Genomic DNA, 12,656 nt, shown 5'->3' on the forward strand with positions numbered 1-12,656 from the left:
GCCGGGCCGGGAGAACCTTGAGGCAACGGAACAGGCCGCCCACGCGTGAACGCGGGCGGCCCGGCGGGTGCGGTTATTTCATCAGCCAGTCGAAGGAGGTCTTCATCAGGAGGTTGCGGCTGTTGGGCGTCAGGCCCTCCAGGCCGAAGCCCATCGTGACCGTGCGGTACTTCCCGGCGTCGTTCGCGACGATCGCTCCGGCGTTCTCACCGGCGGACTGGGCGCTGACGCGCGGACGGTTCTGCCCCTGCGCCTGGGTGTTCCCACCGAAGATCTGCCCCAGGACGGTGTTCACGACGCTGGCGGCCAGCTGCTCGACCAGTCCGCGGGGTTCCTTGACCTTCTGCGCGGCGCGGTTCTTGTTCGGATCCACGCGGATGCTCTGCGCAGTGATCGTCCCTGCGATCGCGTTCGCGGTGCCCCACGAGGCGACGACGCTGCTGCCGCCCTGGTCGGCGATCACGTCGGGGTAGAACTGGTTGGCGGCGCTGCCCTGGGCGTTCAGGGTGAAGGCGGTGCTGCCGAACGCGCCGCGCGTCACGAATTTCGCCTGGCCGCTGCTGTCCGCCACGAAGCGCGTCTTCAGGATGCCGGTGTAGAAGGCGCTGGTGCCGATGTCGTAGCCGATGTCCTGCCCGGTGATCAGGAGGTTGCCGCCGCCCGCCACGTACTGCTGCAGGGTGTTCTGGTCGGCGGGCGTGATGGTGTTCTGGTACTGCTCGCCGGTGGCCCACACGACGATGTCGGCGCGTTTGAGTTCGCTCAGGGGCACGGCACCCTGACTCTGGGTGTTCCACACGAACGCCCCGCCGCTGGCCGCGTTGGCCTTGATGGCGTCGCGCAGCGCGGCCGTGACGTCAGCCCCCTGGCCCATGTCGTCATCCACGAGCATGACGGTGGGTTTCTTACCGGTGCTGGGTGCCGGGGCGGGCGTGGGTGCCGGGGCGGGCGTGGGTGCCGGCGCCGGGGCGGGTGTGCCGGGTCGGTCCTTGATGAAGCAGCCCTTGCGCAGGCCGGGGGCGGGGTCGCGGCCCCACTCGGCGACCGTGCAGTTGAACCCGTCGGTTCCGACGCCGGTCAGGTATTTGCCGGCGGTGCCGAACGCGGCGTCCTTCTGTCCGCTGAAGTCGCACTTGCTGCCTTCCAGCGCGCAGAGGCTGTAACCGGCCGGGCCGGTGGGTGCCGGAGCGGGCGCTGGCGTGGGTGTCGGCGTAGGAGTGGGAGTCGGCGTCGGGGTGGGTGTCGGGGTAGGCGTGGGCGTTGGGGCTGGCGTAGGTGTCGGGGTAGGCGTGGGCGTTGGGGCTGGCGTCCCACCGGCATTCACACCCAGTTTTCCCAGCGCGCCGGGGACACTGATCAGTCCGTAGCCCACGTTGTTGTTCTTGCTGCCCGCATTACTGGCACTGGTATAGAGCGCGTTCTTGATGGCATCCACGCTCGTTCCAGGTTTCGCGGAGAGCAGCAGCGCCACAGCACCGGCCGCGATGGGGCTGGCCTGCGAGGACCCGCTCAGGGCGCCGTACTGCCCGTTCGGGAAGGCGCTGGTAATTTCCACGCCGGGCGCGGCGATGTCGGGTTTCACGAACACACCCTTGATGGTGCTGTTCCAGTTCACGGGGCCGCGGCTGCTGAAGCTCGCCACCTGACCGTTCCTGTCGACTGCGCCGACCCCGACCGCGTCGGGCAGGTTGCCGGGGCTGCCGGTGCTGGCGGACGCCGGGCCGAAGTTCCCGATGGCGAACACCGGGACCACGCCCGCCTTGAGCATGTTCTGCACGGGCACGATGAATTCGTCGAACGTGCCGGGAATGCCCAGGCTCATGTTCACGATGTCCGCGCCGTCGTCGGTGTCGGCATTGTTGTCAGGGTCGAGGACGTACTGCATCCCGGCGATGACCTGCGCGAAGGTCCCCTCGTTGTTGGGGAGGACCAGGGCGCTGATGACCTTGGCGCTGGGCGCGACCCCCACGGTATCTCCAACCAGCAGGCCTGCCGTATGCGTGCCGTGGTTGGTCGTGTCCCGTGCGGCGGCGTTCGCCACCCGGTCGCCATCGGCGTTGAACTCGGCGAACGCGGCGACCTTACCGTTCAGCTGCGGGTGGCTGGCGTCAATCCCGCTGTCGAGGTGGCCGATCTTGATGCCCTGCCCCTTGAACCCGGCGGCCCAGGCCTGCGGCGCGCCGATCTTGGCGAGGTGCCAGGCCTCGCCGGGAGCGGCGGCGGCGGCGCTGAGCGCCACGGCGCGCTGCGGTTTGGGAATCTGCACCTTGAAGTTCTCGAATACATCACTGACGAAGGGGAGCAGGGCCAGGGCGCGGGCCTGCACCGGGGTCATGGGCAGGTAGATGCTCTGGTCCAGCCACAGCTGCGTGGCCTTGCCAGAGTTCACGGCCTGCCGGACGAACCCGGCCATGGGGCCCAGTGCGGCCAGCTTGCTGTTCAGCTGGCCGCGCAGGTTCTTGAACTGGGCGCGGCCGCGTTCGTCGTTGGCGAACTGGAACCGTACGATGACGCCCACCTGTGTCTGGTCGCCCTTCTGCGCGCGTTGCAGCAGGGTCGGGGAGATCCGGCCTGCTTCAGCCTGACTCAGGCCGCCCAGGGTCAGGGCCGCGCCGAGCATCAAGAGGTTTCGCTTCTTCATGAGGCCCAGACTAGGGGGTAGGGTGTGACGGCCCCTGAAGGGAACGTGAGGAGACCTTGACGTCTGGTCAGGCGGGCGTCAGCGGGCCCAGGCGAGTTACCGGGCGTACTCGACGATCAGTTCTCGGTCGAACTCGTCGACCTTGCGGTCAATCATGCTCTTGCGCGAGTAGCTGAGCAGGACGCGCCCACTGGCGAGTTGCAGGAGGTTCAGCGTGCCTCGCACGCCCGTGCCGATCTGGGCGTTGTTGCCGATCATGCGCCACTGGAATCCGCTGCGGACGAGCAGGCCCCGGTCTGGGTTGTCGTTGGCGGGGACCGCGACGGGCCGGGCGGTGAAGCCTTCCGGTCCGCGCATCTCCCCGGTTTTCAGGTCGATGCTGACGCCGCGCAGCACCCCGTTCATGGCAGCGCTGTCACCGAACGTCACGCGGTTGCTGTCCCGGGTGACATTCAGCCGGAAGGATTTCCCGGTGGACGCCAGAGTGTTCTGGAAGACGAGGTACCGCTTGAAATCCTCGGGGGTGATGTTCAGCCGTTTGTCATACACCGGCGCCACGCCCCGGGCGGCCGAGGCGGTGACCTGACGCAGGACTTCCCGGTCGCCTCCGGCACTGGCGACCACGAGTTCCAGTTCGACGGTGGAAATGCTGGGTCGGCGTTCCAGCAGGGTCACGGTCTGTCCGGTCTGCGGCAACAGGGCGGCCACCCGGGCCTGCCAGCCGCTGGGCAGGGCGGGCAGACTGGCCGGTGTAGCGGCGAGGGCGGCGCTCAGTGCGCCCAGCGTGACCGCAACCCATGATGTGAATCCCGCCGGTCTCATTCACCGTGAGAATAGAGGGGCAGGGTGAGAATTTCCCGTTGCGGGGCGGTCCGAAGATGAATGGGCCATCAGCGCCGGATCAGCTGGATCTGATCCGGCGCGCGGTGTCGTCGGTGGAAAGACAGAGGGGCCGGAGCACACGGCGTCCGGCCCTCCGGGGATGGTGGGTCAGGCCTTGCCGACGCTGCCGAGCACGCGCATCTTGTGCTCGATGACTTGACTCATGACGTCTCTTGCGGGTCCGAAGATCTTGCGGGGGTCGAATTCCTTGGGGTTGGCCATGAGGGCCTCGCGGATGCCGACGGTGCTGGCCAGGCGCAGGTCGGTGTCCACGTTCACCTTGGCGATCCCGAACTGCGTGGCGCGCTGCAGGTCCTCGTCGGCGATCCCGGCGGCCTCGCCGATCTGCCCGCCGGCGGCGCGGAAGCGTTCGACGATCTCCTGCGGCACGCCGCTGCTGCCGTGCGCGACGAGGGGAATGCCGGTCAGGCTGGCGATCTTCTCGATGCGCGCGTGGTCGATGTAGGGGCGGCCCTTGCCCTTGAACGCGCCGTGGCTGGTGCCGATGGCGATGGCGAGGTAGTCGGTGCCGGTCTGCTCAATGAACTGCACGGCTTCCTCGGGGTCGGTCAGGAAGGCGTCCTTCTCGTCCACGACGATGTGCTCCTCGATGCCGCCCAGGCGCCCGAGTTCGCTTTCCACGCTGATGCCCATGGCGTGCGCGGCTTCCACGACGCGTTTCGTTTCCTTGACGTTCTCGTCGAAGGAGTGGTGGGAGGCGTCGATCATGATGCTCGTGAAGCCCATCTTGATGGCCTTCAGCGCGCTCTCGTACGAGCTGCCGTGGTCGAGGTGCAGCGCGACGGGCACGGTGGCCCGCTTGGCGAGGTCGATGACGATGTTGGCGAGGTCTTGGCCGCCGTACTTGATGGCGCCCTCGCTCATCTGGACCATGACGGGGCTGCGCAGCCGCTCGGCGGTGTGGATGATCGCCTGAGTGATCTCCATGTTGTTGGTGTTGAACGAGCCGACGCCGTAGTGGCCGGCGCGGGCGGGAATCAGGATGTCGTTACCGGTGACGAGCATGTGAATACCTCCTTGAGCGTCCCCACTCTACCCGGAGTGACCGTGATCACACTCGGGGGCCGTCCACATGACTGGGCCGCGCGGGGTAGACAGGGGACTACCATGCGGGCATGACCACCCCCTCTCCCGCCCCGCTGGCCTTCGATCTGGACGGCACGCTGTCGCGCCGCGCGCAGAGCATGACGGCCAGCGCCATCCGCGAGATCCTGAAGGTCACGCAGCAGCCGGACGTGATCAGTTTCGCCGGGGGTCTGCCCGCGCCGGAGCTGTTCCCGCTGGACGAGGTGCGCGCCGCGAGCAACCGCGTGCTGGACGTGTACGGTCCGGCGGCGCTGCAGTACTCGACGACCGAGGGGCACGCGCCGCTGCGCGAGTGGATCGGCGCGCAGGCGGGCATTCCGGCGCGGAACGTGCAGATCGTGACCGGCAGTCAGCAGGGCCTAGACCTGCTCGGCAAGGTGCTGATCGACGAGGGGGACGTGGTGCTCGTGGAGGCCCCCACGTATCTGGGCGCGCTGCAGTCCTTCCAGCCGTACCTGCCCAGGTACGTGCAGGTGCCCACCGATGACGGCGGCATCGACGTGGACGCGCTGGAGGAGGTGTTGAAGACCACGCGCGCGAAGCTGCTGTACGCCGTGCCGAACTTCCAGAACCCCACCGGCCGCACCCTGAGCGCCGAGCGCCGCCGCCGACTGGTGGAACTCACGGCGCAGCACGGCGTCCTGCTGATCGAGGACGACCCGTACGGGCAGCTGCGCTTCACGGGCGAGGCCGCCCCCAGCCTCTACAGCCTGGGCCTGGACCTGCACGGCGACGCGGACCGCAACCACGTCATCTACTCCAGTTCCTTTTCCAAGACGCTGGTGCCGGGCCTGCGCGACGCGTGGGTGCAGGCCGCCGCGCCGATCATCAATAAATTGATCCAGGCGAAGCAGGGCGCGGACCTGCACACGCCCACCTTCAACCAGATGATCATCGCGGAACTCGTGGACACCGTCCTGCCCCGCCAGATCGAACGGGTGCGGCAGGCGTACGGCGAACGCGCCCGCCTGATGCTCGAGCGCATCCACGCGGACTTCCCGGCCGGGGTGCAGTCCACCACGCCCGAGGGCGGCATGTTCCTGTGGCTGACCCTCCCGCAGGGCGTGGACACCCAGGCGCTGCTGCCCCGCGCCGTCGCGCGCAAGGTCGCGTACGTGCCCGGCAGTCCCTTCTACGCCCTGGGCGGCGGCGAGAACACCATGCGCCTCAGCTACAGCAATGCCACGCCGGATCAGATCACGCGGGGCATCCGGGCGCTGGGCGACACGCTGCGCGAGGCTCTGGCCGGGAGCTGAGCGTCCCGTATCATCAGGCGCGATGAGTGACGCACCGCTTGGCGTGTTCGACAGTGGCGTGGGCGGCCTGAGTGTCCTGGGGGACCTGCGGCGGGCGCTGCCGGGCGAGGACCTGCTGTACCTGGCGGACACGGCGCACGTCCCGTACGGCGCGCGGCCCGACGGGGAGATCCGTGACCTGACGGCGCGGGCCGTGTCGGCGCTGCACGCACGGGGCGTGAAGGGCGTGGTGGTGGCGTGCAACACGGCGTCGGCGTTCAGCCTGGGCGACCTGCGTTCGCGCTTCGACATGCCGGTGATCGGGCTGGTCCCGGCGGTGAAACCGGCGGTCCTGGCGTCCCGGTCCGGGGTGGTGGGGGTGCTGGCGACGCCGGGCACGATGCGGGGGACGCTACTGGCGGACGTGATCCGGGAGTTCGCGGACCCGGCGGGCGTCCAGGTGCTGAAAGCCGTGAGCACCGAACTGGTGCCGCTGGTGGAGGCCGGGCAGGCGGAGTCCGCGCGGGCGCGTGAGGTGCTGCGCGAGATCCTGACGCCGCTGGCGGAGGCCGGGGCGGACGGGCTGGTGCTGGGCTGCACGCACTACCCGTTCCTGGCGGGCAGCATCCGCGCGGAGTTCGGGGACACGTTCACGCTGCTGGACAGTGGCGCGGCGGTCGCGCGGCACACGCGGCGGGTGCTGGAGGAGCGCGGCCTGCTGAGTGCGCGGATCTCGGGCGGGACCGAGGCGTTCCTCGTGACGGGTGATCCCGCGCGGGCCGCGCCGGTCGTCCGGGAGTTGCTGTCCCGTGCGCTGGGAGCCGCGAACGTGCAGAATGAGGGGGAAATTCACCGGGCTCCGCCCAGAATCGAGCGCATACAGACATGACCCAGCCCATCCGCGAAGGCCGCGACCTCCTCACGCCCCGTCCCATCACCGTCAAGCGGGGCGTGAACCCGCACGCGCCCGGCAGCGCGCACCTGATCATGGGCCGCACCGAGATCCTCGCGACCGTGACCCTGGAAGAGAAGGCCGCGCCGCACATGCGCGGCAGCAAGGAAGGCTGGCTGACCGCCGAGTACTCCATGCTGCCCCGCGCCACGAACGACCGGCAGGCCCGCGAACGGAACCTGCAGAACGGCCGCCGTCACGAGATCCAGCGGCTGCTGGGCCGCGCGCTGCGCGCCGGGATGGACCTGCGTCACTTCCGGAACCAGACGCTGTACGTGGACTGCGACGTGCTGGTCGCGGACGGCGGGACGCGCGTGGCGAGCATCCTAGCGGGGCACGCGGCGCTGCACGACTTCTGCGACCGCCTGATCCAGAAAGGCCGCCTGACCGACTGGCCCATCTCGCGCAACATCGGCGCGGTCAGCGTCGGACTGGTCGGCAGCGAGATCCGCGTGGACCTCGATTACGCCGAGGACAAGGTCGCCCGCGCGGACCTGAACGTGGTCGCCACGAGCGACGGCCTGATCGTCGAAGTGCAGGGCGGCGCCGAGGAAGGCGTGCTGACGCACGACGAGTACGTGGGCATGCTCGCCACCGGCACGCGCGCCGTGCAGGACATCATGGCGGACCTGACGCGGCAGCTGTCGGTCATTCAGGGCATGTGAGTGCCGGTTCCATTGACTGAAGGGACGCCCAATCGGTGGCTGCATGAGGGCCGGGCGTGCCTGCGGTAGACTCCGGGGCAGTTCAAGGAGGGCAAGGCATGAGCGTGACGAGATTCATCGGGCGGGCGCTGCTCGCGAGCATCTTCATCAGGAATGGCCTGGATCACCTGCAGAACCCCGAACCCATCGTGCGCGCGGCGCGCGGCGCGGAAGTCCCGGAACCCGAACTGGCCGTGAAGGTCAACAGTGGCGTGATGGTCGGCGCGGGCGCCCTGATGGCAGCCGGGCTGATGCCCCGCGCCGCCAGCCTCGCCCTGGCGACCAGCCTGATTCCCACCACCGTGATCGGCCATCCCTTCTGGGACAAGCAGGGCAAGGAGCGGCAGCAGCAGCAGGCGCAGTTCCTGAAGAACCTCGCGCTGTTCGGCGCGCTCCTGATCGTCAGTAAGGAGTAGAAGGTTGAAAGGTGATGGTTGATAGAGGGTCTCCCCGCCTATCAACCATCATTTGTTCCCCATCAACCTCTACAGCACGCGGAGGCGGTAGAACACCCCGGCGACCGCCACGGCGAGCGCCACGGCCAGGCCCAGCACGATCCAGATGCCTTCCGGGTTGTCATGGAAGGGAATGGGGACGTTCATGCCGAAGATGCTGGTCACCAGGGTCGGGATGGCGACCAGGATGGTGGTCACGGTCAGGACCTTCACGACCTGATTGACGTTGTTGCTGATGACGCTGGCGAACGCGCCCGCCATGCTGGTGAGGATGTTGCTGGCGATGGACGCCATCTCGATGGCCTGCAGGTTCTCGATCAGGACGTCGTCGAGCAGGTCGCTGTCCTCCTCGTACATCTCGAAGATGCGGTCGCGTTTGACGCGTTCCATCATGGCCTCGTTCGCCTTCAGGCCGGTCAGGAAGTACACGAGGCTCTTTTCGAGTTTCAGGAGGTTCAGCAGTTCGCGGTTCTGCTGGCTGTTCTCCAGTTTGTCCTCGATGGCGTCCACGCGTTTGTTGATCTGACGCACGTCGATCAGGAAGCGCTGGGCGTTGCGCAGGAACAGTTGCAGCGTCAGGCGGTTCTTCTTGACGGTGCTGACGCGGCGCACCAGGCCGCCCAGCACGTCCTTGACCACGGGGTTTTCCGGCAGGGCGCACACGGTCACGAGGCAGTGATCGGTGTGCAGGATGCCCAGCGGGACGGTGTCGTAGGGGATGTCGCTGTCCTCGGGCAGGCGGTAGCTGGTCTGCATGATGATCAGCAGCTGCCCGTCCTCGCGTTCGAAGCGGGAGCGTTCGTCCGGGTCGAGCGGGTACGACAGGTAGTCGAGGTCCAGTCCGGTCTCGCGGGCGACGCGGGCGAGTTCTTCCGGGCTGGGGTCGGCGGCGTTGATCCAGCAGCCGTCAATATACCCGTCAATGGTGTTCAGTTTGCCGCCGACGCTGCGGTAGTACGTCAGCATGCGCGGCCTTCAGGGTGGAGCATGGGGCGACCTCCGGGGTGGGTGGGGCGTGGTCAGAGGTCGACTGGGCGGTTCGCCGTCCAGGGTGTGGGGGTCTGGGGTCACGTCATCACCTCCTCGGGGGCCTCGCGCCCGTGTGGGGGGCGCAGCGGGAGTCATGCTAGCCCCGCCGGGCACGGCGCTGCAAGGGACGCCGGGCCGCAGGCGGCGCCCGTCTGCATGGAGCGCGCCTCCCTCTCACCGGGCATTCGGGAGGGGGAGGCGCACGCAGGTGGGGTTCAGAGGCCGAAGTGGACGCGGTTCTTCTCGATGAAGCTTTCCTCGCCGCCGGGGACGTCCTCTTCGGGGAAGATGGCGCTGACGGGGCAGGCGGGGACGCACGCGCCGCAGTCGATGCACTCGTCGGGGTGGATCAGGAACTGGTCGCCGCCGTCGTAGATGCATTCCACCGGGCAGACTTCCGTGCAGGCCTGGTCCTTGACGCCGATGCAGGGGCTAACGATCACGTGAGGCATGAGGGACAGTATGCACACCGCGCGCCACGCGCGCAAGGCCGAAACTGGACAGGATTTTTATCGTTCAGCTCGCCAAAACCGAGTATTCCCCTCGGAATTGGCACGCGGTTCAGTTCCCGCGCAGCTGCGCCTCGGCCAGCGTCAGGTCGGCGTCCTTGTCCACGTCGGTGCCGACGGCGGCGTGCGGGGTGATCAGCGCGCGGGCCTTCACGCCCAGCAGCCCGGACACCTTCTCCTCCAGCCGCTGCACGCTCAGGCGGCCCGTGAGGAGGCGCAGCAGCACGTCCCAGCCGATCAGCCCCGCGAGTTTCAGGGGGGCCTTGCGCGCGGCGAGGACCTCGCGCAGGCGCGGCAGGAACTGTCCGATCAATGCCGGGTCCAGCAGGAAGAGGTTCCCGCCGGTGAACGTGCCGTCCTTCAGGCGGGCGTAGGTGCGTTTCACGCCGGGGTACGCGGCCTCGCAGACCTCGCGCCGCACGACGGGGTACACCAGCCCGGCGTCGGGGGCGCTCTCGAGCACGTCCCGGACCTCCTCGGGGCGCAGCATGGGCACGTCGGCGGTGACGACCAGCACCCGCTCGCCGGGGGTGAGGCCCAGACCGCGCAGGGCCTCCACCCCGGCTTCGAGGTTGCTCAGCAGGGTGCCGTGGTCGGTCACGCGGATGTCGATCAGCGGATCGAGGTCGGGCGTGGTGGGCCCCACGTACGCCACACGCCCCACCCGGTCGCTGCCGCGCAGGGCCCGCAGGACGTGCAGGGCCATGGGAGCGCCCGCCACGGGAATCAGCGGTTTGACGTTCACGCCGTGCGCGGCGGCGAAGGGGTCGCCGGGGTCCCCGCCTCCCAGCACGACGGCACTCCAGCGCGGCACTGAACTGTTCATTGCCGCACAGAGTAGCAGACCACCCCGGCCGCCTCCCCGCTCTGCCGGGCCGCCTATCCCGGCAGGTGCAGCGTGACGCGGAACCCCGCGCCGGGGGCACTGCCGATCTCCAGCGTGCCGCCATGCAGCCCCGCGACGTGCCGCGCGAGCGCCAGCCCCAGCCCGTGCCCCCCCGCGCCGGACGCGTCGGCGGTACGGCTGGCGTCAGGTCGGTAGAACGCCTCACCCAGGCGGGCCAGGGTGCCGGCGTCCACGCCGGGGCCGTCGTCCTGCACGGTCACGGTGGCCCCACCGGGCACCGCGCGGACCTGCACCAGCACGGTCGCGCCCGGCGCGTGCCGCACGGCATTCGTGGTGAGGTTCCAGATCGCCTGCCCCAGCAGCACCCGGTCGCCCGGCACCGTGACGGCCCCGGCGCCGTCCAGGTCCACGTCGGCCAGCGGGTCGAGTTCACGGGCGCGGTCCACGGCGTCCGCCGCGAGGTCCCGCAGCGGCACCGGGGCGCGCTGCACCGCCGCCGGGTCCCGCGCCAGCAGCAGCAGGTGGTTGGCCAGGGTGGACAGCCGCGTGATGTCCGTGCCGATCTCCCGCAGGTCCGCGCGGTACCGTTCCGCGTCCCGGTCGCGGGCCAGGGTCCCCTCGACCCGCGCGGTCAGCGCCGCCAGCGGGGAGCGCAGGTCGTGCGCAGCGGCGCGCAGGAACCCCTGCTCGCGGTCGCGGGCGTCGGCGAGGTGCGCGAAGCTGCGCTGCAGCGTCAGGGCCAGCCGCGCCAGTTCATCCCCGTCGCCCGCGCCGGGCAGCGGACGGCGCAGGTCCCCGCCCTGCCCGATCGCGTGGGCCGCGCCCTCCAGCGCCCGGACGGGCCGCAGCAGCCGCCCCGCGACCACCCAGCCGACCAGCAGGGACAGCAGCAGCGCCAGCGGCACCAGCGCGACCAGCGCCCGCAGGAACGCCTCACGCGCCTCGCGCAGCGAACGGGCGTCCACGGCGATCTGCAACGACGCGCCGCGCAGGGGCCGCTCCAGGATCAGGTGCGTGCCCGTCAGGTGCAGCCCCGGCCCCAGGGTCACGGGCACCCCGGACGGGAAGCTGGGCGTGCCGACCGACGCGAGCCCGCCCGCCTGCCGGGCGATCACGCGCAGGTCCACGCCGCGGCGGTCCACGTCGTCCGCGATGCGCTCCAGGTCCGCCTGCGAGACGCTGATCTGCTGGACACCCAGCACCGATCCCAGCAGGTCGTCCGACGGGCGCGGCCGCAGCAGCCCCTCCACGCGGCCCTGCACGGTACCCAGCACGCTCATGACCCGCTGCTCCTGCGCCTGCAGCAGGAACCCGTTCACGGACCAGTACAGGCCCCCCGCGACCAGCAGCACCGCCACGCCGGTCGCCAGGGCCGCCCACAACGCCAGCCGCGCCCGCAAGGTCATACGGACTCCGATTGAATGGGCTGGAAAGACCGCTGGGTCCGAGCGGACGCGACTCGTAGAGCTGCCCCGCAGAGGAGGAGCCGAGCGGGTTCCGGGCGTGGAGTTGACAACCCGGAAGAACACCGGGTTGTCAACGGAACAGACGGAATCCGTATGGGTCGCATTGGCTCTCCCCTGCCCCGCTCAGCGTTCCACGCGGTACCCGCGCCCCCGCTCGGACGTGATGGCTTCCGGGGCCAGCTTGCGCCGAACGTACCGTACGTACACGTCCACGATCCGCGCCTCGCCGTCGAACTCGGGGCCCCACACGCGGTCGATCAGGTCCTCGCGGGTGAACCAGCGTTCCGGTGCCTGCGACAGGACCTCCAGCAGCGCGTACTCGCGGCCCGTGACGGCGACCTCCGCGCCGTCCCAGGTGACGGTGCGGGCCACGGTGTCCAGCGTGCCGCGACCCCCGGCGAACGTCACGCGTGGCGCGCCGGACCCGCGCTCGCGGCGCGACAGGGCCCGCAAGGTCGCGAGGAGTTCCGGCACCGCGAACGGCTTGACCAGATACGCGTCGCCGCCCAAGTCCAGACCCTCGACCCGGTCGCTCAGTTCCCCGCGCGCCGTGAGGAACAGGATCGCGGAGTCCACGCCCTGACCGCGCAGTTCACGGGCGACCTCGAAGCCGTCCAGGCCGGGCAGCATGACATCCAGGATGATCAGCGGGTACTCGCCCAGCGCGCCCTGCTCCAGGCCCTCGGGGCCGTTCTGCGCCCACGTGACGGCGTACCCGGCCTCGCGCAGCGCCTCGGCGGTCGGCTGCGCAATGCGGGCGTCGTCCTCCACGAGCAGCAGTCTCATGAACCTCAGTGTACGCGGGGCGGTTAACGGCAGGTAAAACCGC

The 12,656-nt window shown here is 69.6% G+C and carries 12 protein-coding genes; 4 read left to right on the top strand and 8 right to left on the bottom strand.

The features are described from left to right. Window positions 1–73: 73 nt before the first annotated feature. The 3 genes from IEY69_RS15595 to fba all read right to left on the bottom strand — a co-directional run bounded on the left by IEY69_RS15595 (window position 74) and on the right by fba (window position 4,549). The gene (locus IEY69_RS15595; RefSeq protein WP_189074071.1) at window positions 74–2,641 is read right to left on the bottom strand and encodes a S8 family peptidase; all 2,568 of its coding nucleotides are present in this window, start codon (window positions 2,639–2,641) and stop codon (window positions 74–76) included. Between the two features lie 96 nt (window positions 2,642–2,737). Continuing rightward, window positions 2,738–3,463 carry a hypothetical protein gene (locus IEY69_RS15600; RefSeq protein WP_189074072.1) on the bottom strand — a complete coding sequence of 242 codons (726 nt, stop codon included), beginning with the start codon at window positions 3,461–3,463 and terminating at the stop codon, window positions 2,738–2,740. 168 nt (window positions 3,464–3,631) lie between these two features. Further along, window positions 3,632–4,549 (bottom strand): class II fructose-1,6-bisphosphate aldolase, encoded by a 918-nt coding sequence (fba, locus tag IEY69_RS15605; protein ID WP_189074073.1) that lies wholly within the window; start codon window positions 4,547–4,549, stop codon window positions 3,632–3,634. A gap of 110 nt (window positions 4,550–4,659) precedes the next feature. On the opposite strand from fba, the gene IEY69_RS15610 reads away from it, so the two are divergent. From IEY69_RS15610 to IEY69_RS15625, 4 genes are all read left to right on the top strand, one after another. Then, window positions 4,660–5,886 carry an aminotransferase-like domain-containing protein gene (locus IEY69_RS15610; RefSeq protein ID WP_229784030.1) on the top strand — a complete coding sequence of 409 codons (1,227 nt, stop codon included), beginning with the start codon at window positions 4,660–4,662 and terminating at the stop codon, window positions 5,884–5,886. 22 nt (window positions 5,887–5,908) lie between these two features. Beyond that, complete coding sequence (murI, locus tag IEY69_RS15615) at window positions 5,909–6,754, top strand: glutamate racemase (RefSeq protein ID WP_189074074.1); 846 nt, start codon at window positions 5,909–5,911, stop codon at window positions 6,752–6,754. Then, window positions 6,751–7,482, top strand: a complete 732-nt coding sequence (gene rph, locus IEY69_RS15620; RefSeq protein ID WP_189074075.1) for a ribonuclease PH — start codon at window positions 6,751–6,753, stop codon at window positions 7,480–7,482. Before murI ends, rph begins: the two co-directional genes overlap by 4 nt. A gap of 98 nt (window positions 7,483–7,580) precedes the next feature. Next, the gene (locus IEY69_RS15625) at window positions 7,581–7,937 is read left to right on the top strand and encodes a DoxX family protein (RefSeq protein ID WP_189074076.1); all 357 of its coding nucleotides are present in this window, start codon (window positions 7,581–7,583) and stop codon (window positions 7,935–7,937) included. Between the two features lie 69 nt (window positions 7,938–8,006). On the opposite strand, the gene IEY69_RS15630 is transcribed toward IEY69_RS15625, so the two are convergent. The 5 genes from IEY69_RS15630 to IEY69_RS15650 form a co-directional block, all read right to left on the bottom strand. Continuing rightward, a complete protein-coding gene (locus IEY69_RS15630) occupies window positions 8,007–8,942 on the bottom strand; it encodes a magnesium transporter CorA family protein (RefSeq protein ID WP_189074077.1) in 936 nt (311 codons plus the stop codon). Window positions 8,943–9,220: 278 nt separating this feature from the next. Continuing rightward, window positions 9,221–9,457 carry a ferredoxin gene (locus IEY69_RS15635; protein WP_046843451.1) on the bottom strand — a complete coding sequence of 79 codons (237 nt, stop codon included), beginning with the start codon at window positions 9,455–9,457 and terminating at the stop codon, window positions 9,221–9,223. A gap of 109 nt (window positions 9,458–9,566) precedes the next feature. Next, window positions 9,567–10,340: an NTP transferase domain-containing protein gene (locus tag IEY69_RS15640; RefSeq protein ID WP_189074078.1), complete on the bottom strand. Its 774-nt coding sequence runs from the start codon at window positions 10,338–10,340 to the stop codon at window positions 9,567–9,569. Between the two features lie 53 nt (window positions 10,341–10,393). Next, window positions 10,394–11,767 (bottom strand): sensor histidine kinase, encoded by a 1,374-nt coding sequence (locus tag IEY69_RS15645; protein WP_189074079.1) that lies wholly within the window; start codon window positions 11,765–11,767, stop codon window positions 10,394–10,396. A 183-nt stretch (window positions 11,768–11,950) separates the two neighbouring features. Then, window positions 11,951–12,613: a response regulator transcription factor gene (locus tag IEY69_RS15650; protein ID WP_189074080.1), complete on the bottom strand. Its 663-nt coding sequence runs from the start codon at window positions 12,611–12,613 to the stop codon at window positions 11,951–11,953. Window positions 12,614–12,656: the final 43 nt, after the last annotated feature.

Source organism: Deinococcus sedimenti (assembly GCF_014648135.1).
GTDB classification, from domain to species: domain Bacteria; phylum Deinococcota; class Deinococci; order Deinococcales; family Deinococcaceae; genus Deinococcus; species Deinococcus sedimenti.